General features: G+C 74.3%; 24 protein-coding genes and 1 pseudogene. 19 read left to right on the forward strand and 6 right to left on the reverse strand.

Annotated elements, in window-relative coordinates; translation table 11 throughout:
• The first annotated feature begins 18 nt into the window (after window positions 1-18).
• The 9 genes from ACIRRS_RS19825 to ACIRRS_RS19865 all read left to right on the forward strand — a co-directional run bounded on the left by ACIRRS_RS19825 (window position 19) and on the right by ACIRRS_RS19865 (window position 6,598).
• Entirely contained in the window at window positions 19-453 is a 435-nt protein-coding gene (locus tag ACIRRS_RS19825) for a cupin domain-containing protein (RefSeq protein ID WP_402972292.1), read from the forward strand.
• Entirely contained in the window at window positions 450-1,706 is a 1,257-nt protein-coding gene (locus tag ACIRRS_RS19830; RefSeq protein WP_402972293.1) for a beta-ketoacyl-[acyl-carrier-protein] synthase family protein, read from the forward strand. The genes ACIRRS_RS19825 and ACIRRS_RS19830 overlap by 4 nt, the downstream gene beginning before the upstream one ends.
• Window positions 1,707-1,713: 7 nt before the next feature.
• Window positions 1,714-2,952 (forward strand): ketosynthase chain-length factor, encoded by a 1,239-nt coding sequence (locus ACIRRS_RS19835; RefSeq protein WP_402972295.1) that lies wholly within the window; start codon window positions 1,714-1,716, stop codon window positions 2,950-2,952.
• A 28-nt stretch (window positions 2,953-2,980) separates the two neighbouring features.
• Complete coding sequence (locus tag ACIRRS_RS19840) at window positions 2,981-3,235, forward strand: acyl carrier protein (protein ID WP_402972297.1); 255 nt, start codon at window positions 2,981-2,983, stop codon at window positions 3,233-3,235.
• A 1-nt stretch (window position 3,236) separates the two neighbouring features.
• Window positions 3,237-3,692, forward strand: coding sequence for an SRPBCC family protein (locus tag ACIRRS_RS19845; protein ID WP_402972298.1), 456 nt, complete (start codon window positions 3,237-3,239; stop codon window positions 3,690-3,692).
• A 20-nt stretch (window positions 3,693-3,712) separates the two neighbouring features.
• A complete protein-coding gene (locus ACIRRS_RS19850; RefSeq protein WP_402972519.1) occupies window positions 3,713-4,033 on the forward strand; it encodes a TcmI family type II polyketide cyclase in 321 nt (106 codons plus the stop codon).
• Between the two features lie 291 nt (window positions 4,034-4,324).
• A complete protein-coding gene (locus ACIRRS_RS19855) occupies window positions 4,325-4,777 on the forward strand; it encodes a hypothetical protein (RefSeq protein WP_402972300.1) in 453 nt (150 codons plus the stop codon).
• 87 nt (window positions 4,778-4,864) lie between these two features.
• Complete coding sequence (locus ACIRRS_RS19860; RefSeq protein WP_402972302.1) at window positions 4,865-5,542, forward strand: class F sortase; 678 nt, start codon at window positions 4,865-4,867, stop codon at window positions 5,540-5,542.
• Between the two features lie 102 nt (window positions 5,543-5,644).
• Window positions 5,645-6,598, forward strand: a complete 954-nt coding sequence (locus ACIRRS_RS19865) for a DMT family transporter (RefSeq protein WP_402972304.1) — start codon at window positions 5,645-5,647, stop codon at window positions 6,596-6,598.
• A 19-nt stretch (window positions 6,599-6,617) separates the two neighbouring features.
• On the opposite strand, the gene ACIRRS_RS19870 is transcribed toward ACIRRS_RS19865, so the two are convergent.
• Together ACIRRS_RS19870 and ACIRRS_RS19875 are read right to left on the reverse strand one after the other, a co-directional pair.
• Window positions 6,618-7,643: a methyltransferase gene (locus ACIRRS_RS19870; protein ID WP_402972306.1), complete on the reverse strand. Its 1,026-nt coding sequence runs from the start codon at window positions 7,641-7,643 to the stop codon at window positions 6,618-6,620.
• A 23-nt stretch (window positions 7,644-7,666) separates the two neighbouring features.
• On the reverse strand, window positions 7,667-8,758 hold the full coding sequence (locus ACIRRS_RS19875) for a nitrous oxide reductase family maturation protein NosD (RefSeq protein ID WP_402972307.1): 1,092 nt from the start codon (window positions 8,756-8,758) through the stop codon (window positions 7,667-7,669).
• A gap of 206 nt (window positions 8,759-8,964) precedes the next feature.
• On the opposite strand from ACIRRS_RS19875, the gene ACIRRS_RS19880 reads away from it, so the two are divergent.
• Window positions 8,965-9,906: a deoxyribonuclease IV gene (locus tag ACIRRS_RS19880; protein WP_402972309.1), complete on the forward strand. Its 942-nt coding sequence runs from the start codon at window positions 8,965-8,967 to the stop codon at window positions 9,904-9,906.
• A 105-nt stretch (window positions 9,907-10,011) separates the two neighbouring features.
• The gene (locus tag ACIRRS_RS19885) at window positions 10,012-12,144 is read left to right on the forward strand and encodes an MMPL family transporter (protein ID WP_402972311.1); all 2,133 of its coding nucleotides are present in this window, start codon (window positions 10,012-10,014) and stop codon (window positions 12,142-12,144) included.
• Between the two features lie 27 nt (window positions 12,145-12,171).
• Here the strand turns inward: ACIRRS_RS19885 and ACIRRS_RS19890 are convergent, their stop codons facing one another.
• Window positions 12,172-12,387, reverse strand: coding sequence for a hypothetical protein (locus ACIRRS_RS19890; RefSeq protein ID WP_402972313.1), 216 nt, complete (start codon window positions 12,385-12,387; stop codon window positions 12,172-12,174).
• A 424-nt stretch (window positions 12,388-12,811) separates the two neighbouring features.
• Between ACIRRS_RS19890 and ACIRRS_RS19895 the strand changes: the two genes are divergently transcribed.
• Window positions 12,812-14,209, forward strand: coding sequence for an amino acid permease (locus tag ACIRRS_RS19895; protein ID WP_402972315.1), 1,398 nt, complete (start codon window positions 12,812-12,814; stop codon window positions 14,207-14,209).
• A gap of 20 nt (window positions 14,210-14,229) precedes the next feature.
• Complete coding sequence (locus ACIRRS_RS19900) at window positions 14,230-14,451, forward strand: hypothetical protein (protein ID WP_402972316.1); 222 nt, start codon at window positions 14,230-14,232, stop codon at window positions 14,449-14,451.
• 67 nt (window positions 14,452-14,518) lie between these two features.
• On the opposite strand, the gene ACIRRS_RS19905 is transcribed toward ACIRRS_RS19900, so the two are convergent.
• The gene (locus ACIRRS_RS19905) at window positions 14,519-15,964 is read right to left on the reverse strand and encodes an alpha/beta hydrolase family protein (RefSeq protein ID WP_402972318.1); all 1,446 of its coding nucleotides are present in this window, start codon (window positions 15,962-15,964) and stop codon (window positions 14,519-14,521) included.
• A gap of 235 nt (window positions 15,965-16,199) precedes the next feature.
• Here ACIRRS_RS19905 and ACIRRS_RS19910 point away from each other — a divergent pair, with 235 nt between their 5' ends.
• Together ACIRRS_RS19910 and ACIRRS_RS19915 are read left to right on the forward strand one after the other, a co-directional pair.
• Window positions 16,200-17,357 carry a sensor histidine kinase gene (locus ACIRRS_RS19910; protein WP_402972326.1) on the forward strand — a complete coding sequence of 386 codons (1,158 nt, stop codon included), beginning with the start codon at window positions 16,200-16,202 and terminating at the stop codon, window positions 17,355-17,357.
• Complete coding sequence (locus ACIRRS_RS19915; RefSeq protein WP_402972336.1) at window positions 17,354-18,022, forward strand: response regulator; 669 nt, start codon at window positions 17,354-17,356, stop codon at window positions 18,020-18,022. The genes ACIRRS_RS19910 and ACIRRS_RS19915 overlap by 4 nt, the downstream gene beginning before the upstream one ends.
• 102 nt (window positions 18,023-18,124) lie before the next feature.
• Here the strand turns inward: ACIRRS_RS19915 and ACIRRS_RS19920 are convergent, their stop codons facing one another.
• Window positions 18,125-18,541, reverse strand: coding sequence for a hypothetical protein (locus ACIRRS_RS19920; protein WP_402972337.1), 417 nt, complete (start codon window positions 18,539-18,541; stop codon window positions 18,125-18,127).
• 160 nt (window positions 18,542-18,701) lie between these two features.
• A complete protein-coding gene (locus ACIRRS_RS19925; protein WP_402972339.1) occupies window positions 18,702-19,418 on the reverse strand; it encodes a flavodoxin family protein in 717 nt (238 codons plus the stop codon).
• A gap of 244 nt (window positions 19,419-19,662) precedes the next feature.
• On the opposite strand from ACIRRS_RS19925, the gene ACIRRS_RS19930 reads away from it, so the two are divergent.
• From ACIRRS_RS19930 to ACIRRS_RS19945, 4 genes and pseudogenes are all read left to right on the forward strand, one after another.
• On the forward strand, window positions 19,663-19,851 hold the full coding sequence (locus ACIRRS_RS19930; RefSeq protein WP_402972341.1) for a YegP family protein: 189 nt from the start codon (window positions 19,663-19,665) through the stop codon (window positions 19,849-19,851).
• A gap of 115 nt (window positions 19,852-19,966) precedes the next feature.
• Window positions 19,967-21,097: pseudogene (locus ACIRRS_RS19935) on the forward strand (glycosyltransferase family 4 protein); the annotation flags it as partial.
• A gap of 248 nt (window positions 21,098-21,345) precedes the next feature.
• Window positions 21,346-22,551: a glycosyltransferase gene (locus ACIRRS_RS19940; protein WP_402972343.1), complete on the forward strand. Its 1,206-nt coding sequence runs from the start codon at window positions 21,346-21,348 to the stop codon at window positions 22,549-22,551.
• Complete coding sequence (locus ACIRRS_RS19945; protein ID WP_402972345.1) at window positions 22,526-23,410, forward strand: SGNH/GDSL hydrolase family protein; 885 nt, start codon at window positions 22,526-22,528, stop codon at window positions 23,408-23,410. The genes ACIRRS_RS19940 and ACIRRS_RS19945 overlap by 26 nt, the downstream gene beginning before the upstream one ends.
• The last annotated feature ends 7 nt before the right edge of the window (window positions 23,411-23,417 follow it).

The raw sequence follows: 23,417 nt of genomic DNA on the forward strand, positions 1-23,417 counted from the left end.
CACCGAAGGAAGCAGACCATGACCACGCAGTACCCACGGATCGTCAACCTCGACGAGGCCCCGGAGAACCGCCGCCACGGCGCCGAGCTGCGCACCATGCTCACCCCGCCCAGCTGCGGGGCGACCAGCGGCTTCATGGGCCTGGCCATCATCAGGCCCGGGGAGCGGATCAGGGAGCACTACCACCCGTACTCCGAGGAGTTCGTGTTCGTCGTCAGCGGCGACCTGGAGGTGGACCTCGACGGGGTGACCAGCAGGCTCGGGCCCGACCAGGCGCTGATGATCCCGATCAACATGCGCCACCGCTTCCGCAACGTCGGGCGCACCGAGGCCCGGATGGTCTTCCACTGCGGGCCGCTGGCCCCGCGCCCCGACCTCGGCCACGTCAGCACCGAGACCGCCGAGGACTCCGCCGCCTCCGGCCCGCCGGAACCGGCCAAGGTGGCCAAGTGACCCGGCGGGTCGCCGTCACCGGGATCGGCGTGGTCGCGCCCGGCGGGGTCGGCGTCCCGGCGTTCTGGGACCTCCTCACCTCCGGCCGCACCGCCACCCGGGGCATCACGCTCTTCGACCCCACCGGGTTCCGCTCCCGGATCGCCGCCGAGGTCGACTTCGACCCGGCGGCACACGGCCTGGGCACGCGCGAGGTCCAACGGGCCGACCGGTACGTGCAGTTCGCGATGGTCGCGGCCGACGAGGCGATCGCCGACTCCGGCCTGGACCTCGCCACCGAGGACCCGTGGCGGGTCGGTGTCTCCCTCGGCACGGCCGTCGGCGGCACCACCCGGCTGGAGCACGACTACGCGCTGGTCAGCGCGCACGGCGCCCGCTGGGACGTGGACCACACCCGGGCCGAGCCCCAGCTCCACCGGGCCTTCGCCCCCAGCACCCTGGCCTCCGCCGTCGCCGAACGCGTCGGCGCCCAGGGCCCGGTGCAGACCGTCTCCACCGGCTGCACCTCGGGCCTGGACGCGATCGGCTACGCCTTCCAGGCCGTCGAGGAGGGGCGCGCCGACGTCTGCGTGGCCGGCGCCTCCGACTCCCCGATCTCGCCGATCACCGTCGCCTGCTTCGACGCCATCAAGGCCACCAGCGAGCGCAACGACGACCCGGAGCACGCCTCCCGCCCCTTCGACGCCCACCGCGACGGCTTCGTCCTCGGCGAGGGCGGCGCCGTCCTGGTGCTGGAGGAGCTGGAGCACGCCCGCCGGCGCGGCGCCCGGATCTACGGCGAGATCGGCGGCTTCGCCACCTTCGGCAACGCCTACCACATGACCGGCCTCACCACCGAGGGCCTGGAGATGTCCCGGGCCATCGACCACGCCCTCGCCCACGCCCGCACCGACCGCGCGGACGTGGACTACGTCAACGCGCACGGCTCGGGCACCAAGCAGAACGACCGGCACGAGACCGCCGCCGTCAAGCGCTCGCTCGGCGACCACGCCTACGGAACGCCGATGAGCTCGATCAAGTCGATGGTCGGGCACTCCCTCGGCGCCATCGGCGCCCTGGAGGTCGTCGCCTGCACCCTGGCGCTCGCGCACGGCGTGGTGCCGCCGACCGCCAACTACGAGACTCCGGACCCGGAGTGCGACCTCGACTACGTGCCGCGCACCGCGCGCGAGCTGCCGCTGAGAAACATCCTCTCCGTCGGCAGCGGATTCGGCGGCTTCCAGTCCGCCGTCGTGCTCAACAGAACGGGGTGATCTCCACATGACGTCACGTCGACAGGGCCGCCGGGCCGTGGTCACCGGCCTGGGCGTGGTGGCGCCGAACGGTGTCGGGGCCGACGCCTTCTGGAAGGCCACCAGGCAGGGCGTGAGCGTCCTCGACCGGATATCGCGGGACGGCTGCACCGACATGCCGCTCCGGATCGCCGGCCAGGTACGGGACTTCGACCCCCAGGCCGTCATCGACAGCCGCTACCTGGTGCAGACCGACCGGTTCACGCACTACGCGATGGCCGCCGCCGACCTGGCCGTCTCCGACGCCCGCTTCACGCCCGACGCCCAGGACCCGTACGCCGTCGGCGTGGTGACGGCGGCGGGCTCCGGCGGCGGCGAGTTCGGCCAGCGCGAGCTGCAGCAGCTCTGGGGCCAGGGGCCGAGGTTCGTCGGCCCGTACCAGTCCATCGCCTGGTTCTACGCGGCCAGCACCGGCCAGATCTCCATCCGCGGCGGCTACAAGGGCCCCTGCGCCGTCGTCGCCAGCGACGAGGCGGGCGGCCTGGACGCGCTCGCGCACGCCGCCCGCACCGTCGAGCGCGGTGCGGACGCGGTGGTCGCCGGAGCCGCCGAGGCCCCGCTGGCGCCGTACTCGATGGTCTGCCAGCTCGGCTACCCCGAACTCAGCCTGGCCGAGCGGCCGGAGAGCGCCTACCTGCCCTTCACCGCGCAGGCCTGCGGCTTCGCCCCCGCCGAGGGCGGGGCGATGCTGCTGCTGGAGGACGAGCAGGCGGCCCGCCGGCGCGGCGCGCTCGTCCGGGCGCATCTCGCCGGGCACGGCACCACCTTCACCGGGGCCTCCCGCTGGGAGCGCTCGCGCGAGGGCCTCGCGGCCGCGATCCGCATCGCGCTGGACGAGGCCCGGCTCGCGCCCGAGGAGATCGACGTGGTCTTCGCGGACGCGATGGGCGTGCCGGACGCCGACCGGGCGGAGGTGCTCGCCCTGGCGGACGCGCTCGGCCCGGCCGCCGACCGGGTGCCCGTCACCGCGCCCAAGTCCGGTACGGGGCGCGCCTACTGCGGCGCGCCGGTGCTGGACGTCGTGGCGGCCGTGCTGGCCATGGAGGACGGCGTGCTGCCGCCCACCCCGAACGTCACCGAGGTCTGCCACGACCTCGCCCTGGTCACCGACCGGGCCCGGCCGGCCGAGCTGCGCACCGCGCTGGTGCTCAGCCGCGGCCTGATGGGCTCCAACTCCGCGCTGGTGCTCCGGCGCGGCGACCGGTGACCCCACCACCTCCCCGAAGGGACACCCCGTGAGCAACACCATCGGCTACCCCGAGCTGGCGGCCCTGATCCAGGCCCGGGCCGGCGTCACCGTCGCCCCCGCCGACCTCGAACAACCCGGCGCCCAGTTCGACGACTTCGGCGTCGACTCGCTCGGACTGCTCGGCGTGGTCGGCGAGTTGGAGAACAGCAAGGGCTTCAAGGTCATCGCCGGCGCCGAGTCCGCCAAGACCCCCTCCGAGTTCCTCCAGCTCGTCAACTCCTCCGTGAAGGCAGGCGCCTGAGATGCCCGGACACACCGACAACGAGATCGTCATCAACGCCCCCGTCGACCTGGTCTGGGAGATCACCAACGACCTGGAGAACTGGCCGGACCTCTTCAGCGAGTACGCCTCGGTGGAGGTGCTGGAGCGCGAGGGCGACAGCGTGCGCTTCCGGCTCACCATGCACCCGGACGAGAACGGCAAGGTGTGGAGCTGGGTCTCCGAGCGCACCACCGACCGGGCCTCGCTGGCCGTGCGCGCCCGCCGGGTCGAGCCGGGCCCGTTCGAGTTCATGGAGATCCGCTGGGAGTACGCCGAGGTCCCGGCCGGGACGCGGATGCGCTGGATCCAGGACTTCGCGATGAAGCCCACCGCGCCGGTGGACGACGAGGGCATGGTCAACCACATCAACCGCAACTCCCGCATCCAGATGCAGCTGATCCGCGAGAAGGTCGAGAAGAAGGCGGTCGAACTGTGAGCACCTCCCAGATGAGCAGGGTGCACCGGGCCCTGATCGTCGCCCGGATGAAGCCGGAGGCGGCGCCGGACATCGCCGAGGTGTTCGCCGACTCCGACCGCGGCGAACTGCCGCACCTGATCGGCGTCACCGGGCGCAGCCTCTTCCAGTTCGGCGACGTCTACCTGCACCTGATCGAGGCCGACCGCCCGCCGGGCCCGGCCGTCGCCCAGGTCGCCGGGCACCCGGAGTTCCGCTCGGTCAGCGACCGGCTCACCGCGTACGTCCAGGCGTACGACCCGGCGACCTGGCGGGAGCCGAAGGACGCGATGGCGCGCGAGTTCTACCGCTGGGACCGCTGAGACCGCTGGGACCGCTGAGCGCCGTCTCCCCCATGGGCCCGCCCCCGGCCGACGCCGGGGGCGGGCCCATGTCCGCGTCCGCCACACGCCGTTCACCCGGATCGCCGGGGCACCCGGGTGAACACGCCCGGGACTCCACCCGAAGGGACCACGCACCGTACACGGACTGCCACGCTCCGGTGGCAGCGGGCCGCACGGTGGATGACGGTGGATCAGGCGCCCTCTCCCGCGAGTCCCCTTGCCCGGCACCAAGCCGGCGGTCGCGGCCATCGCGCCGGAAGGATCATCCTCATGCGTTCTGCACGCACGCTGCTCGCCGGAGCGGCCGTCGCCGCCGTCCTGACCGTCGGCACTCCCCTGGCCTTCGCCGACGGCTCCTCGGACCAGGGCAAGAACCTCACCTGGCAGGAGAAGCAGGACAAGCCCGACGCCGCCAAGGGCGCCGACGACAAGAAGGCCGGCGGCGCGTCCACCACCGACGAGCACAAGGGCGCCTCCGAGCACAAGGCCGAGTCCAAGGGCTCCGAGTCCAAGGGCACGGAGTCCAAGGGCTACGAGTCGAAGGGCTCCGAGGGCCGCGAGGAGGAGCACAAGGCCCCGCACGGCGGCGTGCACACCGGCGGCGGCGGCCTGGTGCTGTCCGGCGGCGGCCTCGCCTCCGGCGCGGTGCTGCTGCTCGGCGGCCTCGGGGCCGGCGCGTTCGCGCTGCGCCGCGGCCGCCGTACCTCCGGCGCCGTGGCCTGAGACCCCCACACCTCCGCCGCCTCCGGGCGCCCCGGCCTCGGGGCGCGACGGGGGCGGCGGGCCTCCCCCCGCCGGAAAGGGTGAACGATGGCCGGTCCCGGCCCCGGAACGCCCCGGCTGCTGCGCGCCGGGATGGGCGCGGCAGCGGTCGGGCTGCTGCTGATCTACAACTCGGTGGACACCTCCCAGGACACCGACCCGACGGCGGCCCCCGCCGCTCCCCCGGCGGCCGTCTCCACGGCCACCCTTGCCACCCCCGCGGCACCCGCCGCCCCGGCAGCCCCCGCCGCACCCGCGCTCAAGCGCGCCGTGCCGACGCGGCTGCGCATCCCGCAGATCGCGGTGGACGCGCCGTTCACCGAACTGACCCTCGACGCGACCGGGCAGCTGAACGCCCCGCCGCCGGAGGACAAGAACCTCGTCGGCTGGTACCGCGACGGCGTCACCCCGGGCGAGCGCGGCAGCGCCGTGGTCGCCGGCCACGTGGACACCACCAAGGGCCCGGCCGTCTTCCTGCTGCTGAGCCTCCTCGTCCCCGGCTCCCTCGTCGAGGTGGGCCGCGCGGACGGCACCGTCGCGGTCTTCGCCGTGGACGCGGTGGAGACGTACGCCAAGAACGCCTTCCCCGACCAGAAGGTGTACGGAAAGACCCCGGACGCCCAGCTGCGGCTGATCACCTGCGGCGGCGCGTACGACAAGAAGAAGCGGGACTACCTGGACAACGTGGTGGTCTTCGCCCACCTCCAGTCCTCCCGCCGGTCCTGAGTGGTGGAGTTCACATCAACTCCCTGACGCCCGCTCCGCTTGACGGATGATCACCGGTGGCAGACTGTCGGGGCTCGAACAGTCGGATCTCAGGGGGCTGGTGTGGACGGCGGTCGAGGCGGGCGGGCGCCCGCGGCGGGGCGGAGGGGGAACCTCAGGGTCACGCTGATCGCGCTGGCCTTCGTCGCCGTCTACGGGTCGGGCTTCGTCGGCGGCCGGTACGGCCTTCCGTACGCGGAGCCCTTCACCTATCTGACCATCCGCTTCGGCGGCACGGCGCTCGTGCTGCTCGCCCTCGTCCTGTGCCTGCGAATCCCGTGGCCGCGCACCCGCTCGGCGTACGTGCACCTCGCGCTCAGCGGGGTGCTGCTCCAGGGGGTGTTCTCCACCGGGGTGTTCTACGCGCTGTACTACGGGATGACGCCCGCGGTCTCGGCGCTGATCATCGCGCTCCAGCCGATCCTGGTCTGGCTGATGGTCTCCGTGGCCACCGCCCGCAAGGTCCGGCCGCTGTCGGTGGTGGCGCTGGTCGGCGGGCTGCTCGGGGTCGCCCTCACCGTCTACCAGGGGCTGGCCTCCGCCTCCGGGCTGACCGCGACCAACGTGGCCTTCGGGTTCCTCGGGCTGGCGGGGCTCTCCACCGGGCAGTTCTACTACCAGCTGAAGAACCCCGGCACGCATCCGCTGCTCAACGGCGTCCTGCAGTCCGGCTCCTCGGCCGTCGTCATGCTCGCCGGCGCGCTGGCCTTCGAGACCGGGGTCGTGCACTGGACCAGGCAGTTCGTCCTGTCGGAGCTGTGGATGGCGGTCGGCGTCTCGATGGGCGCGCTCAGCCTGCTGTTCGTGCTGATGCGCTCGGAGAGCGCGGACCGGGTCGCCTCGTACTTCTACGGGGTGCCGATCGTGGCGGCGCTGATCGCCTGGCCGATGCTGGGCCAGCGGCCGACCCTCGCGGAGGCGGGCGGGTTCGCCGTCATCGTCGTCTCGATCGTCCTGTTCAACCGGAGCAGCCGGGCGCCCGAACGCACGGTACGGCCGCCGCTCCCACGCGGGTGAGCGGCGGCCGTACCGGACGTCAGCGGACGACGGCCTCGAAGGCGTGCAGGTAGGGGTTGACCGGGCGGACGGCGGAGACGGCGAGGCCGGCCTCGTCCATCAGGCCGACCATGCTCTCCTCGGAGTGCTTGGCGCCGCCGACGTTGAGCATCAGCATGAGGTCCATCGCGGTGGTGAACCGCATGGAGGGGCTGTTGTCGACGAGGTTCTCCACGACCACCACCCGGGCGCCGGGCCGGGCGGCGCGGACGACGTTGGCGAGGGTGCGGCGGGTGCTGCCGTCGTCCCACTCCAGGATGTTCTTGATGATGTAGAGGTCGGCGTCCACCGGGATGTCCACCCGGCAGTCGCCGGGCACCAGGCGGGCGCGGTCCGCGAAGGCGCCGCCCTGCTGGAGCCTGGCGTCGGCCCCGGCGACGACCTTGGGCAGGTCGAGCAGGGTGCCGTGCAGCGCGGGGTGCTTCTCCAGCAGGCTGGCCAGCACGTGGCCCTGGCCGCCGCCGATGTCCACCACCGAGTCGACGCCGGTGAGGTCGAGGTAGTCGGCGAAGTCGCGGGCGGACTGGCGGCTGGAGGTGGTCATCGCCTTGTCGAAGACCTTCGCGGAGTCGCCGCCGTCGCTGTGCAGGTAGTCGAAGAACTCCTTGCCGAACAGCTCGGGGAAGACGTTGCGGCCGGAGCGGACGGCCTCGTCCAGCATCGGCCAGGCCTCCCACGTCCAGGGCTCGGTGCACCAGAGGGAGATGTAGCGCAGGGAGTTGGGGGCGTCCTCGCGCAGCAGGCGGGACATCTCGGTGTGCTCGAAGCGCTCGCCGGAGGTCTCGGCGAAGATGCCGTAGCAGGTGAGGGCGCGCAGCAGGCGGCGCAGGGCGCGGGGTTCGGTGTCGAGGGCGGCGGCGAGGTCCTCGACGGTGGTCGGGGTGTCGCCGAGGGCGTCGGCGACACCGAGGCGGGCGGCGGCGCGGACGGCCGCGGCGCAGGCGGCGCCGAAGACGATCTCGCGCAGCCGCATCGCGGCCTGCGGGGTGGCGGGGGCGGTGGTCATAGCGGGTCCTTGGGTCCGTGGTGTCAGCAGTGGCCGGACGGCTCGGAGACCGAGCACTCGTTGCGGAGGAAGGAGTTGTCGGTGCCGGTGTCGCGGTCGGCGAGGTCGGCCGGGGCGTTGCCGCTCAGGCGGTTGCCGGTGATCGCGTTGTTGGTGTTGGGCATGCCGACGACGCTCTTGAAGAGGACGATGCCGCCGGAGAAGTCCGAGGAGCCGACGTTGTCGCGGATCTCGTTGTCGGTCACCCGGGCCGCGTCCACGCCGGTGAGGACGACGCCGGCGCCCTGGATCGCACCGAGCCGCGGATTGGGCGCGCAGTACTTGTTGTTGGCGACGACCGTGTTGCGGGTGACGTCGAGGTCGCCGGCCCTCGGGACGTCCTCGTCGCCGACGACGAACACGCCGCCGCAGTTGGCCCGGATGTCGTTGCCCTCGATGCTCAGGCCGCGCAGCCGGCGCACGGTGACGCCGACCCGGTTGTCGGAGAGCTTGTTGCCCGCCACCACCGTGCCGATGACCGGGGCGCCCGCCTTGCGGTTGACGTAGTTGGCGAGGAAGACGCCGGACTGGCCGTTGCCGTGGACGTCGTTGCCGACGATGGAGGCCTTGGTCGAGACCTCCTGGCTGATGCCCTGCTCGCCGTTGCCCTGAACGGAGTTGGCGCGCACGGCCATGCCGGTGGTTCCGGTGATGTCGATGCCGTTCTTGCGGAACCCGCGCACGCCGATCGACTCGACGGTGAGCCCTTCGAGCGGGGCCGCCTCGGTGCCGACCACGCAGAGGCCGTGCCCGGCGGCGGCGCAGGCGTTCTCCGTGCCGTCGCCGGGGACGATCTCGCTGGCCGGGCCCGAGCCGCGCAGGGTGAGGCCGGGCGTGGTGATGCGCACGCTGCCGGGGTACGTGCCGGGCAGGACCTGGACGGTGTCGCCGGGGGCGGCCGCGTCGACGGCCCGCTGGATCGACTCGCCGGGGTGGACGAGGTGGTGGACGAGGTGCACGGGGCCGCTGTCGGCGGCCGGGGCGGGGGCCGCTGCGGCGAGGGTGGCGAGGACGGTGGTCAGGGCGGTGGCGGCGGCGGTGGCCGCGGCGAGGTGGTGGACCCGGCGCGTGGGCATGAGTGGTGACCTGTTCTTTCCGGCGAGGCTCGTCGTGGACGCCGTGTGATCGAGTGGTGACGGCCGGTGGGTGCGGCCGAGTCGACGCTATGGGCGGCCGGGTGGGGCCGCCACCAGGCTTGGGCTGCGGGACTGACGGGGCGTCGGCGATTCGCGTCGTCCGGGTGGTTGAGGGGCACCGCCGGGGCCGTGACATGCTCGGAGGCATGAGCACCGCGTCCGTACCGCCCGCCGCCGCCCTCCGCAACCCGATCGGGGCGCACGTCCCGGTGGCCGCCAAGGGCCTCGCCGGTACCGGGCTGGCGTACGCGAGCGCCGTCGGCGCCGAGACGGTGCAGGTGTTCGTGGCCAACCCGCGCGGCTGGGCGACGCCCCCGGGGAACCCGGCGCAGGACGAGGAGTTCCGCCGGCTCTGCGCCGAGCGGGCCGTACCGGCCTGGGTGCACGCGCCGTACCTGATCAACTTCGGCTCGGACAACCCCGCCACCCGCGAGCGCTCCGCCGACTCCCTGCGCCACTCGCTGCACCGGGGGCACAGGATCGGCGCGCTGGGCGTGGTGCTGCACACCGGCTCGGCCGTCGGCACCGCCCCCGGCGGCGGCTCGCGCCGGGCCGAGGCGATGGCCCAGGTGCGCGCGGACGTCCGCCCGCTGCTGGACGAGCTGGACGCGCTCGGGGACGACGCGCCCTGGCTGCTGCTGGAGCCGACCGCCGGTCAGGGCAGCTCGCTGTGCTCGCGGATGGAGGAGCTCGCCGAGTACGTCGAGGCGCTGGACGGGCACCCGAAGGTGGGCGTCTGCCTGGACACCTGCCACGCCTTCGCCGCCGGGCACGACCTGGCCGTCCCCGGCGGGGTGACGGCGGCGCTGGACGCCCTCGCCTCGGCGGCCGGGACCGGACGGCTGCGGCTGATCCACGCCAACGACTCGGAGGACGCCGTCGGCGCCCGCAAGGACCGGCACGCCAACATCGGCGCCGGGATGATCGGCGCCGAGCCGTTCCGGGAGCTGTTCGAGCACCCGGAGACGGCCGGGGTGCCGCTGCTCGTCGAGACGCCCGACCGCAAGCACGGCGGGGACGGCACCGGGCACGCGATGGACATCACCGTGCTCAAGGAGCTGCGGGAGCGGGCCGCCGTCCTGGTCTGACGTCCTGGTCTGACGTCCTGGTCCGGCCCGCGTTCTCTGCGGCTGCCGATCGCGCCCGGCGGTGGGAGGGTGGAACGAGTCACTGCCTCTCTGGGGGTGTCCTCTGTGTCCCCGACCCGGAAACTCGCCTCGCTGCCCTGCGGGCGCCGCAGCAAGTGGGTGGTGCTCGCCCTGTGGCTGGTGCTGCTCCTCGCCCTCGGCCCGCTGGCCGGGAAGCTGACGGGCGCCGAGGACAACCAGGCCTCCAGCTGGCTGCCGGGCAACGCCGAGTCCACCCAGGTGCTCAACGAACAGCGCGCCTTCCAGCCGGTGGACACCGCCCAGGCCGTCGTCGTCTACCAGCGCACCTCCGGCATCACCCCCGCCGACCGGGCGGAGGCCGCCCGGGAGGCCGTCACCTTCGCCTCCGTCCCGCGCGTGGCCGGCCCGGTGGTCGGGCCCGTCGTCTCCGCCGACGGGCAGGCGATGCAGACCGTCGTGCCGATCGACGTCGGCAGCAACGGCTGGAACGACCTCAAGCCCGCCGTCGAGTCCATCCGCGGCACCGCCACCGCGAACGGCCTCGGCCTGACCACGCACGTCACCGGCCCCGGCGGGGTCGCCGCCGACCAGGCCAAGGCCTTCGCGGGCATCGACGGCTCGCTGCTCGCCGCCACCGTCAGCGTGGTCATCGTCCTGCTGCTGCTCACCTACCGCAGCCCCGTGCTGTGGCTGCTGCCGCTGCTCTCCGCCGCCGGGGCGCTCACCGTCGCCGAGGCGTTCATCTACCTGCTGGCCGAGCACGCCGGGCTGACCGTCAACGCGCAGAGCGCCGGCATCCTCATCGTCCTGGTGCTCGGCGCGGGGACGGACTACGCCCTGCTGCTCACCGCCCGCTACCGGGAGGAGCTGAGACGGCACGAGGACCGGCACGAGGCGATGGCCTTCGCCCTGCACCGGGCCGGGCCCGCCGTCCTCGCCTCCTCCGCGACGGTCGTCGCCTCGATGCTCTGCCTGCTCGTCGCCGAGATGAACTCCACCCGGGGCCTCGGCCCGGTGCTGGCGATCGGCGTGGTCGTCGCCCTGCTGGCCATGCTGACCCTGCTGCCCGCGCTGCTGGTGATCGTCGGGCGCTGGGTGTTCTGGCCGGTCAGGCCCGCGTACGGCACGCCGGAGCCGACCCGCAGCGGGCGGTGGGCGCACGTCGGGGCGTGGATCGCCCGGCGGCCGCGCAAGGTGTGGGTCGGGACGGCGCTGGCGCTGGCGGCCTGCTGCGCCGGTCTGGTCTCGCTGAACGCCGGTGGGATCAGCACCGCCGGGTCGTTCACCGGCAAGCCGGACTCGGTGGTCGGCCAGCAGGTGCTGGAGCAGCACTTCCCCGGCGGGACGGGCTCGCCGCTCACCGTCGTCTCCTCGGCGGCCGGGGCGCCCGCCGTCCAGGCCGCCACGCAGTCCACCGCCGGGGTGGCGGCCGCCTCGCCCCCGGTCGTACGGGACGGCCGGGCGCTGTTCCACGCCACGCTCACCGACCCGCCGGACAGCAGCGCCGCCAAGGCCACCGTCGACCGGCTGCGCACCGCCGTGCACGCCGTGCCGGGCGCGGAGGCGAAGGTGGGCGGCGACACGGCCGTCATCCTGGACGCCGGGCGGGCGGCGGCCAACGACAACCGGGCGATCATCCCGTTGGTGCTGGGTGTGGTGCTGCTGATCCTCGCGGTGCTGCTGCGGGCCGTCACCGCCCCGCTGGTGCTGATCGCGACGGTGCTGCTCTCGTACGCGGCGGCGCTGGGGATCAGCGCGTTCTTCTTCGCGCACGTCTTCCACTTCCAGGGGCAGGACCAGGCGTTCCCGCTGTTCGTCTTCGTGTTCCTGGTCGCGCTGGGGATCGACTACAACATCTTCCTGATGACGCGCGTACGGGAGGAGTCCGCCCAGCACGGCACCCGGCAGGGCGCGCTGACCGGGCTGTCGGCGACCGGGGGCGTGATCACCTCGGCCGGGCTGATCCTCGCCAGCACCTTCGCCGTGCTGGGGACGCTGCCGCTGGTGGCCTTCGCCGAGATCGGGTTCGCGGTGGCGCTGGGGGTGCTGCTGGACACGCTGGTGGTGCGGTCGGTGCTGGTCACGGCGCTGACCATGGACCTGGACCGGCACATGTGGTGGCCTGGGCGGCTCTCGCGCGCCGACGCCGAGGCCGACGCCGACGCCCGGACGGCGGCGAGCCCGGCGGCCGGTGAACGGCCCCCGGGCTCGGGGTGACACGGGTGTTCCAGGGGTGTGGCGAGGTCAGCAGCCGCAGTCGCTCTCGCTGTGCTCGGCGGCGTTGAGCCACTGGGCGTGCGGGCCGAAGAGGCCGACGCCCGCGGAGCCGGACTCCAGGCTCGCGCCCGACGACTGGTGCGGCCCGAAGCCACCGGCCATGGCCGAGGTCGGAACCGAGACGACGGCGCCGGCCACGGCGACGATGACGGCGAGCTTGCGGATGTTCCCACGAAGCGACATCTGTGGTCCTCTGCTTGGTCACTAGGTCTCAACCACCGTCCGCAACAGGCCTGTTGGCCCCGGCTACGGACAGCGCGACGCCCCCACCGGGGGGCGCCGCGCCAAGGTTGGCACACGAACCCGCGCGGGCGGGGTGCCGCCGCAACCGGGACGGCCCATTCGGGTGAGGCATCTCCCCCGCTCGGCGCAACGGCCTCGTACGTTCGGGGGCATGCGTCATGGGGTGCCGCACGTGTGCCCGTCCGACGCGGGTGCGGCCGTAAGTCTTACGGTCACAGGGCGGGCGAACCGAACGAATCCCGGCGATTTGGTGCGCAAAGGCGACACATCCGAGCATGAGCGGTCGCTCCACCGAGCGCGCACGACCCGGCCGCCCCCGCGAGCACCCTCGCGGGGGCGGCACCACGAAAGGCGCAGCACCCTCATGCAGACCAGCCCGGCCGCACCCCGGCAGGCGACCGCGCCGCCTGTGATCGCCCCCGCACCGGAACAGTCCGGCCGCTCCGGCGGGTCGGGCGGGTCGGGCCGGTTCGGGCTGGCGACGGCGACCGCGCTGGTCATGGGCAACATCATCGGCGGCGGCATCTTCATGATCCCCGCCGCCGTGGCGCCCTTCGGCACGCTCAGCCTGGTCGCCTTCGCCGTCCTCACCGTCGGCGCGATCGCGCTCGCCCTGGTCTTCGGGCAGCTGGCCCGGCGCAACCCGCGCACCGGCGGCCCGTACGTCTACGCCCGCGAGGCCTTCGGCGACTTCGCCGGGTTCCTCTCCGCCTGGTCGTACTGGATCACCACCTGGGTCAGCAACGCGGCGCTCGCGGTCGCCGCCGTCGGCTACCTGGGGGTGCTGGTGCCGATCGGCGACCACCCGGTCACCGAGATCGCCGTCGCCCTGGCCTTCCAGTGGCTGCCCGCCCTGGCCAACCTGGCCGGCACCCGATACGTCGGGGCCGTCCAACTCGTCTCCACCGTCCTGAAGTTCATCCCGCTGGCGCTGGTCGCGGTGGGCGGGCTGTTCTTCTTCGACCCGAAGAACCTCGGCCCCTTCGACGCCAGCGGCCAGGGCCTGGCGGGCGGCATGAGCGCCGCCGCCGCGATCCTGCTGTTCAGCTACCTGGGCGTCGAGTCGGCCGCGATGAGCGCCGGGCAGGTCCGCGACCCGGAGCGCAACGTCGGCCGGGCCAGCGTGCTGGGCACCGTCGGCGCGGCCGTGGTCTACCTGCTGGGCACCGTCGCGGTGTTCGGGACCGTCGCGCACGACACGCTCGTCCACTCCACCGCGCCGTTCTCGGACGCCGTGAACGCCGTCTTCGGCGGCACCTGGGGCGGCACGGTGATCGCCGTCGCCGCGCTCGTCTCGATGCTCGGCGCGCTCAACGGCTGGACGCTGCTGGCCGCGCAGGCCCCGTACGCCGCCGCGAAGGACGGGTTGTTCCCCGCCTCCTTCACCAGGGAGCGGCGCGGGGTGCCGACCTTCGGCGTGGTGGTCTCCGTGGCGCTGGCCTCGCTGCTGACGGTGCTGAACTTCGCCAGCGGGGCCAAGGGCGCCTTCGACATGCTGGTCCTGGTCACCACCTTCACCGCGACCGTCCCCTATCTGCTGTCCACCGCCGCCCAGTTGTTCTGGCTGGTGCGCGGCTCGCGGGAGAAGGTCGACGGCGGGCGGCTGGTGCGCGACGCCGTCCTCGGGCTCGGGGCGTTCGCGTTCTCGCTGTGGCTCCTGGCGGGCGCGGGCTACGCGGCCGTGTACCAGGGCGTGCTGTTCCTGTTCGCCGGGATCCTCGTCTACGTGTGGATGGCCGGGCGGCGGCGCGACGAGGGCTGAGGGCCGGGTAGCCTCCCGGCATGACCGATCAGACCGATCAGACCGTTCAACACGAGAACGAGGCCGAGAGCGAGTTCGGGGACGAGAGCGGTTCCGAGGCGCCGGCGAGCCCGGCGCAGACCGTCGGCCGCTACGCGCTCGGCGGCGTCGGGGCGCTGCTCGCCTTCGGGGTGATCGCCACCCTGCTGCTGTCGGTGCTGGGGGTCGCGGCCGCGTACGTCATCGTGTTCGCCACGAAGTAGGGCCGGCACCGATTACGCCTGTGCGCGGGAAGTCGGCGGGGCCGACTTCCCGCGCACACGTGCTTGATCAGTGGGCGCCGTCCGTCGGGTGGTGGACGGTGAGGGTGCCGTAGGCCGCGAGCGCGGCGGCCGGGTCGGCGGGGGCGCCGCGCAGGACGGAGTCCAGGAAGGCGAGGGAGGCCCCGGCGACCACGCGCGGGCTCCGGGTGCGGCCCAGGGTGCCGACGATCGAGGGCACCGGCGGCAGGTACAGGGGCCCGTCCATGAAGGTCAGATGGGCGGCGCCGGGGACGGTCAGCCGGTAGCTCGTCGCCGTGTCCGCCCCGAGCACCTCGGTGAGGCGGGGGAGGTAGCGCGGGTCGGTGGCCGGGGTGATGGCCTGGGTCATCGCCAGCACCGGCCGGCCGAGGGCGGGCGAGACGGGCCCGTGGGGGAAGCCGTCCAGGTCGATGACGGCGGCGAACCGCCCGTCCTGCCGGGCCGCCTGGAGGGCGGCGGCCCCGCCCATCGAGTGGCCGGCCACCGCAGCGCGGCCGGTGTCCAGGCGCCCGGCCAGCGGGTCGGCGTTCTCGCCCCGGTCGAGGGCCTCCAGCCGTCCGAGGACGAAGCCGAGGTCGGCCGCCCGGACGGCCGTCCAGCCGGCCGCCAGCTCCTCGTCCTTGGCCGCGTCGCCGCTGGAGGTCGTCTCGGTGGTGACCGTCCGGCCGTCGGCGAGGACCACGGCGGCCGAGTCGTACGGGTGGTCGAGGGCGGCGACCACGTAGCCGTGGCTGGCCAACTCCTCGGCCCAGGCGGTGTTCTGGGTCCGCACCCCACCCGAGCCCGGCGAGAACAGCACCACCGGGAAGCGCTCGCCGCCCGCCGCGACGGGAGCGTCGAAGACCGATCGGCTGCGGGCGCGCGGGACGCCGTCGACCAGGAAGTCCGGCAGGCCCACTCCCCCGGCCATGGCCGCCGAGACGGTGCGCGCCTCCGCCTCCGTACGCCCGAGGTACTGGGCCCGCGGCGTGCCGTCCGGGCTCCTCCGCGCCGGGTACCAGAGCTGGACCACGACCGTGCGCAGGTCGCTCGGGTCGGGGGTGAAGGTCTCGGGGCGCTGCGGGTCCGTCCACTGCAGCACGCGGGTGCCGACCGCGAACGCCCCCGTCGGCTCGGGGAACACGGGCACGGGGAAGGCCCAGGCCGCCACCGGCCCCGAGGCGATCAGCCCGGCGCAGGCCAGCGACCCCGGCAGCGCCAGCCACCAGCGGGCCCGCCGGGCACGGCTGCGCAGGAGGCTGCACGCCGCGAACGGCAGGGCGAGGGCGGCGGCCGCGAGGACCGGCAGCACCTGCCAGCGCAGGCCCGTCACCGCCAGCACGATCAGGGAGAGGAGGAGCACCGCCCCCGCCGCGATCGTGGTGCGCGGGCGGGCGGCCGGGGGGAGCCAGCGCGCCACCACCAGGGCGAGGGCGCTCAGCAGGACAAGGATCTCCAGGGGGGACATGGGCAGTCCCGCGATGTTCTCGGTCACTCCGCCATGCTCGGCGCCGGGCCCGCGCCGCCGCATCGGTCACCGGTCGGCGGCGGGTGCGACCGGGGTGGCAGGGCTTCGCGTCGCGGCGGCGGGTTCTTTGCGACCGGGGGAGGTGGTGGGGGTCCTCCTGCGGTCGTAGGGCCGGTCGGTTCGCTCCGACGGTGGGCTCATGTGCGGGGCGGGCCCGCGGCATAGCGTGGCGGCAGTCGACGGGAACGGGCAGGGGCGCGTGATGGGCGAGGCGGGCAGGCCGCGGTGGCGGATGCGGTGGGACTGGACGGCGCTGCTGCTGGCGCTGCTGCTCGCGAACGTCCTCACCAGCCGCGCGCCGCACGAGCTCCCGGCGGCCCTGGCCCTCACCACCGCCCTCGCGCTGCCCCTGCCGTGGCGGCGCCGGGCCCCCGTCGCCGTGTTCGGCGCGGTGGCGGGCGCGGCCCTCGCCCAGTGGCTGGTGGGCGTCCAACTCCCGGCCGACGTCGCCCTGTTGGTCGCCCTCCATGCGGTCGCCGCGCACACGGGGCGGCGTGGCGCGCTCCTCGCCGGGGCCGTGGTGGAGGCGGGGGTGGTCGTGGCCTGCCTGCGGTGGGCGACGGAGGGCGCGTTCCTGCCCCCGTTCGTCGCACTCACCGCGACGACGGTGGCCGCCGCCGTCCTCGGTGTCAACCAGCGCACCACGCGCGCCTACCTGGCCGCGCTGGAGGAGCGGGCCACGCGGCTGGAGGACGAACGGGAGCAGCGGGCGCGGCTGGCCGTCGCGGAGGAACGGGCGCGGATCACCCGGGAGATGCACGACATCGTCACCCACAACCTGTCCGTCATGGTCGCGCTCACCGATGCCGCCGTGTACGCGCAGCACCGCTCCCCCGAAAAGGCCACCGCCGCGATGGTCCAGATATCGGAGACGGGGCGGCAGGCCCTGACGGACATGCGGCGCTCGTTGGGCGTCCTGCGGGCCGAGGAGCCGGACGCACGGCGCCACCCGCTGCCCGGGATCGGCCAACTGGCTTTGCTGGCCGAGCAGATGGGCGCCGCAGGGCTGCCGACGTCCGTGGAGGTCGAGGGGGGCTACGGGCATGTGCCCGCCACGGCGCAGCTGACGGTGTACCGGCTGGTGCAGGAGTCGCTGACGAACGCGCTCAAGCACACGCCGGCGGGGACGCGCGCCGCGGTTCGCGTCCGGTGCGGGGGTGGGGCGGTGAGCGTGGACGTCGTCGACGACGGGCCCCAGCCGTCCGTTCCCGTCACCCCCGGCCACGTCACCCCCGGCCACGGCATCCCCGGCATGCGCGAACGCTCGGCCGCGTACGGGGGGACACTGCGGGCCGGGCCGCTCCCGGACGGCGGGTGGGGGGTCCGGACGCGGCTGGTGCTGGACGGGGCCGCCGTATGACCATTCGCATCCTGATCGCCGACGACGAGGCGCTGCTGCGGCTGGCCTTCGGCACCGTCCTGGAGGCGCAGCCCGACATGGCGCCCGTCGGCGAGGCCTCCGACGGGGCCGAAGCGGTGCGCCTCGGGCGGGAGTTGAGGCCCGACGTCGTCCTCATGGACATCCGGATGCCCGGAACGGACGGGATCGAGGCGACGCGGCAGCTCGTCAAGGCCTGCCCGGAGAGCCGGGTCCTGATCCTGACCACCTTCGACCTGGACGAACTCGCCTTCGCCGCGCTCCAGGCGGGGGCCTCAGGGTTCCTGCTGAAGAACACCAGGCCGGAGGAGCTGCTCACGGCGATCCGCAACGTCGCCGCGGGCGACGCGGTGCTGTCCCCCCGCATCACCCGCCGCCTCCTGGAGGACCTCCGCCCCCACATCCCCGGCGTGCGAGGGGGCGGGCACGCGGAGCTGCTGGCCCGGCTCAGCGCGCGGGAGCGGGAGGTGCTCGTGCAGGTGGGGGGCGGGCTGTCGAACGCGGAGGTCGCCGCGGCGCTGTACATGGCGGAGGCGACGGTGAAGTCGCACCTGGGGCGGATCCTGCAGAAGCTCGGATTGAGGGACAGGGTGCAGGTGGTGGTGTTCGCGTACGAGAGCGGAGTGGTGCGGGTGGGGTTGGGGTGATCAGGGGCGACGTCGCCGTGGAAGCCGATGACGAGGTCGCCGCCCCGACCCGACCTGCCCCGACCCGGCCCGGCACCGAGGGCCGTGCCGGGGCGGCGCGGGTCACGTGACGTTGACGGTGGCCTTCCACGGGAGGAGGACCGCGGGGCAGGACCAGCCCGGATCCGACCGGCACACCGAGTAGGACGTGATGTCGCTGGTGCCGGTGGCGACGGCGGTGAAGGTCGCGTAGGCGTCACCGGTCGGGGAGGTGGCACCGGCGGTCCGGTAGAGGACGCCCGGCACCGAGGCGGTCGGCACCTCGACCCACAGCCAGGAGGCATGGGTCTCGCGGACGGCGCTCAGGTCGACCTGGATCACGTCGCCGGCGGCTGCGGCGACGGTTCCGTTGTTGTCGGCGTTGGTGAGGTAGATGGTGCTGCTGATCGCGGGTGCTTCGGCAGCAGCGGCAGTGGTGACGGTGGCCGCCGTCAGGGCGAGGGCGGCGGCGGAGACGGTCAGGGCTCGCAAGGTCTTCATGCATCCACCGTCGCGACCCAACTCACGTTCGGTTAAGGCGAGTTCGAGCCAACGGGGGAACTTCCCCGGCTGGTCGGCCGCCGGTTCCCGCGCCGTCGCGTCCCGGACATTCCGTGCTTGGCCGGCCGCCCGTCCGCCGATTCCCGAGGACCGGGAGGTGTCAGCGGTGCTCGGGGTTCTCGAAGTCGAAGCGGCAGCCCGCGTCCCAGGCGGAGCGCTGGTTGCCGTGGGCGGGGATGCCGCCGGCGTCCTTGAGGAGGCGGGCGAGGTGGAGCTGGTTCCAGGTCATAAAAGTGGTGTTGCGGTTCGTGAAATCGTTCGAGGGGCCGCCGGAGCCGGGGTCGAGGTAGGAGGGGCCGGGGCCGGCCTCGCCGACCCAGCCGGCGTCGGCCTGGGGCGGGACGGTGTAGCCGAGGTGCTGGAGGCTGTAGAGGACGTTCATGGCGCAGTGCTTGGCGCCGTCCTCGTTGCCGGTGATCAGGCAGCCGCCGACGCGGCCGTAGTAGGCATACTGGCCCTCGGAGTTGAGGATGGACGAGCAGGCGTACAGCCGCTCGATCACCTTCTTCATCACGGAGGAGTTGTCCCCCAGCCAGATGGGGCCGGCGAGGGTGAGGATGTCGGCGGCCATGACCTGGGAGTAGAGGACGGGCCATTCGTCGGTCTCCCAGCCGTGTTCGGTCATGTCCGGCCAGACGCCCGTGGCGATGTCGAGGTCCACGGCGCGCAGGACGTCGACGGCGACGCCCTGGCGTTGGAGGATGCCGGTGCTGACGTCGATGAGGCCCTGGGTGTGGCTGCGTTCCGGGGAGCGCTTGAGGGTGCAGTTGATCACCAGGGCGCGCAGGTCGGCGTACGAGGTGGGGGTGTCCGCCACGGGGGCCTCCGTCGGTCATGGGCTTCCGGCACAGCTCAGCAGGGCGGCGGGCCGGGCGCGTGCCGGGATGGGCCGGTCGGGCGAACGGGGGTGCGGGGCGTCGGCAGGTCTGTGGCCGTCGCGGCCCCCGGCGGAGCAACTCCGGCCCCGCGTGCGCTGGATGGCCCACTCGGCGGGCAGCCACCGGGGCGCGCGCCTACGGTGCGGTGCGAGGGGGTCACCCGAGGGAAAGGCTGTCAGCGGCATGGCTGGGAAGTTCGAGCTGTACACGGACGAGAGCGGGATGCACCGGTTCCGGCTGAAGGCGAGCAACGGGACGATCGTGGTGACCGGCGATCCGCAGGAGAGCAAGGACGACTGCCTCCGGAGCATCGAGTCGATCCGCAGGCTCGCCCCGTACGCGGAGCTCAAGGAGGCGGCCGGGTCGCTCTGACCGGTGGGGCCGTGGAGGCCCGGCGCGGGTCGGCGGTGCAAATCGCCGACCCGCGTTCGCTTGCGCGACAGATCCCTTTGGCCGGGTGCACGCCGGGCGTGGACAGAAATTCGGCATGCGCGTCGTCATCGTCACCGAATCCTTTCCGCCCGAGGTCAACGGAGTCGCCCACAGCGTGCTGCGGACGGCCGAGCACCTGGTGCGCCGGGGCCACCGGCCCCTCGTCGTCACCCCGGCTCCCGCGCGGAGCGCCCACTGCCCGCCGCAGAGCTTCGGGGGCGGGGCCGAGGCCGCCGAGATCCCCGTGGTGCGCATCCCGTCGATGCCGCTGCCGGGGTACCCGCAGGTGCGGATCGCGCTGCCGAGCCGGCAGCTGGCGGCCGCGATCGCGGGGCACCGGCCGGACATCGTCCACCTGGCCAGCCCGTTCGTGCTCGGCGCGCGCGGGATGCAGGTCGCGGCGCGGCTCGGGGTGCCCGCCGTGGCCGTCTACCAGACCGACCTGGCCGGGTACGCGCACGCCTACCGGGCCGGGCGGGGGCTCGGCGAGGCCGCCGCGTGGCGGCGCATCCGCAGCGTGCACCGGGCGGCCGCCCGGACGCTGGCGCCGTCCACCCCGGCGGCGCAGGACCTGACCGCGCACGGGGTACCCCGGGTGCAGCTGTGGCCGCGCGGGGTGGACTCGGCGCGCTTCCACCCCGAGCACCGGGACGAGGCGCTGCACCGGGCGCTCGCCCCGGGCGGGGAGGTGCTGGTCGGGTACGTCGGGCGGCTGGCGCCGGAGAAGCGGGTCGACCTGCTGGCGGCGGCCTCGGCGCTGCCCGGGGTGCGGGTGGTGGTCATCGGGGACGGACCCTCCGCGCCCGGGCTGAAGGCGGCCATGCCGGGGGCGGTGTTCCTGGGGCGGCGCACCGGGGACGAGCTGGCGCGATGTTTCGCCACCCTGGACGTGTTCGTGCACACCGGGCCGCTGGAGACGTTCTGCCAGACCATCCAGGAGGCGATGGCCAGCGGGGTCGCGGTGGTCGGCCCGGCGGCGGGCGGTCCGCTGGACCTGGTGGGCCACCACCGGACGGGGCTGCTGGTGCCGCCGAGGGACGGCGCGGCGATCGCCCGGGCGGTGGCCGAGCTGGCCGCCGATCCGGCGCGCCGGGCCCGGTACGGGCTGGCGGGGCGGGCCGAGGTGACGGCGCGGACCTGGGAGGCGGTCGGGGACCTGCTGCTGGGGCACTACGCGGAGGTGCTGGAGGAGAGCGGGAGGGCATCGGGCGTCGCGAGCGAGGTGGTCGCGGCGGAAACGATCGTTGGCGAAACGATCGATGCGGGGTCGAACGGTCATCGCGCCGCCGGTTCGCTCACTGTGGATTCGATCACTGCGGATTCGATCGCCCCTGATTCGATCGCCGCGGATTCGCTCACCGCCGCAGCGATCCTCGCCGAAACGAGCGATCGGCCGGCGAACGGTCAGGTCACCACGGCGGAGGAGCTGCCCGCATGAACCCGGAGCCGTCCGGTGCGCCGCTGACCATCGTGCGGCTCGCCAACTTCGTCACCCCCGTCTCCGGGGGCCTGCGCACCGCGCTGCGCCACCTCGGCGCCGGCTACCTGGCGGCGGGGCACCGCCCGGTGCTGATCGTGCCCGGCGAGCGGCGCGGCGAGGAGGAGACCGACCAGGGGCTGGTGGTCACCCTGCCCGGGCCGGTGCTGCCCGCCAGCGGCGGCTACCGGCTGCTCGTCGACCGGGCCGCCGTCGCCGCCGAGCTCACCCGCCTCTCCCCCGACCGGCTGGAGGTCTCCGACCGCACCACGCTGCGCTGGACGGGCGCCTGGGCCCGTCGGCACGGCGTGCGCTCGGTGATGGTCTCGCACGAGAGCGCCGCCGGGGTCCTGCGCACCTGGGGCCTGCCGCGCCCGCTGGCCGCCCTCGCCGCCGACCGGCTGAACGCGGCGACGGCCCGGGAGTACGACGCGGTGCTGTGCACCACCGACTGGGCGGCGGCGGAGTTCCGCCGCCTCGGGACGCCGAACCTCGTCCGGGCCCCGCTCGGCGTGGACCTGGACGCGATGCGGCCGCCGGCCCCGGACGTACGGGCCGAGGAGCGGGCCCGGTACGCCGCGCCCGAGGAGACGCTGCTGGTGCTCTGCTCCCGACTGTCGGCGGAGAAGCGGCCCGAGCGCGCGCTGGAGGCGCTGGCCGCCCTGCGGGCCCGGAACCGGCGGGCCGTGCTGGTGGTGGCGGGCACCGGTCCGCTGCGGGCGCGGCTGGAGCAGCGCGCCGCCCGGCTGCGGCTGCCGGTGCGCTTCCTCGGCCACCTGTCCGAACGGGCGGCGCTGGCACGGCTGTTGGGCTGCGCGGACGTGGTGCTGGCGCCGGGCCCGGTGGAGACCTTCGGGCTGGCGGCGATGGAGGCGCTGGCCTGCGGGACGCCCGTCGTGGTGAGCCGCTCCTCCGCCCTGCCGGGGCTGATCGGCCTCGCCGGGCTGGCGGCCCCCGACACGGGCGGCGGATTCGCCACGGCCGTACGGGAGTTGCTGGCGCGGCCCGAGTCGGCGCGGCGGGCGGGCGCGCGAGCACAGGCGGAGCGGTACGGCTGGCCGGCGGCGGTGGCGGCCTTCCTGGCGGCGCACCGGGTGCCGGTCGAGGACAACTGCGAGGTCCCGGACGGGAGTTGGGATGAGCCTGCTCGACAGCGGGTGTGACCTGGCGGCGGACGAGGACCGGCGGGCGCCGGGCTTCTCACGCTTCGTCGCCCTCGGGGACTCCCTGACGGAGGGCGTCGGGGACCCTGCGGGCGAGGGCTGGCGCGGCTGGGCCGCCGTCCTGGCCTCCGCACTGACCGGCGACGGGACGAACGTCGAGTTCACCAACCTGGCGCGCAGCGGCGCCCTGACCAGTGATCTGACGCAACGTCAACTCCCTGCCGCCCTGGCCCTGCGGCCGCAGCTGGCGGCCGTGGTCGTCGGCGGCAACGACACCCTGCGCACCGGGTTCGACATACGACGCAGCACCCTGGAGCTGGACGAGGTCCTCGGCGAACTCTCCGCGCACGGCGCCGTGGTGCTCACCGCCTGCCTGCCGGACCCGGGCACCCTGCTCGGCCTCCCGACGCCGCTCACCCGCCCGCTCGCCCGGCGGATGCGGGCCGTGAACACGGTGGTGCACGCGCTCACCGAGCGCCACCGGACCGTCCACCTGCACATCGCCGACCTGCCCTGGCTCGCGGAGCGCCGCCTGCTCAGCGTGGACCGCCTCCACCCCAGCACCGAGGGCCACCACCTGATCGCCCGGCGGTTCCACACCCTGCTCGCCGATGCCGGCCACCCGCTCGGCCCGCCACCGACCGCCACCCCCACCGAGGCGCCGCCGACCAGGGCCGCCGACCTGTGGTGGATGGCCACCCAGGGCACCCGCTGGCTCGCCGCCCGCAGCACCGACCTCCTCCCGGGCCTGCTCGCCCTGGCCGCCGCCGAGGGCTGCGCCCGCCTGCGCGGCGCGAGCCGGCGCCACGACGAGCGGATGGCGCGGGCGGCGGCGCAGGCGCTGGCCTCCCTGGAGTAGCCCGAAC

It is taken from the genome of Kitasatospora sp. NPDC101183, assembly GCF_044767945.1.
Taxonomy (GTDB): domain Bacteria; phylum Actinomycetota; class Actinomycetes; order Streptomycetales; family Streptomycetaceae; genus Kitasatospora.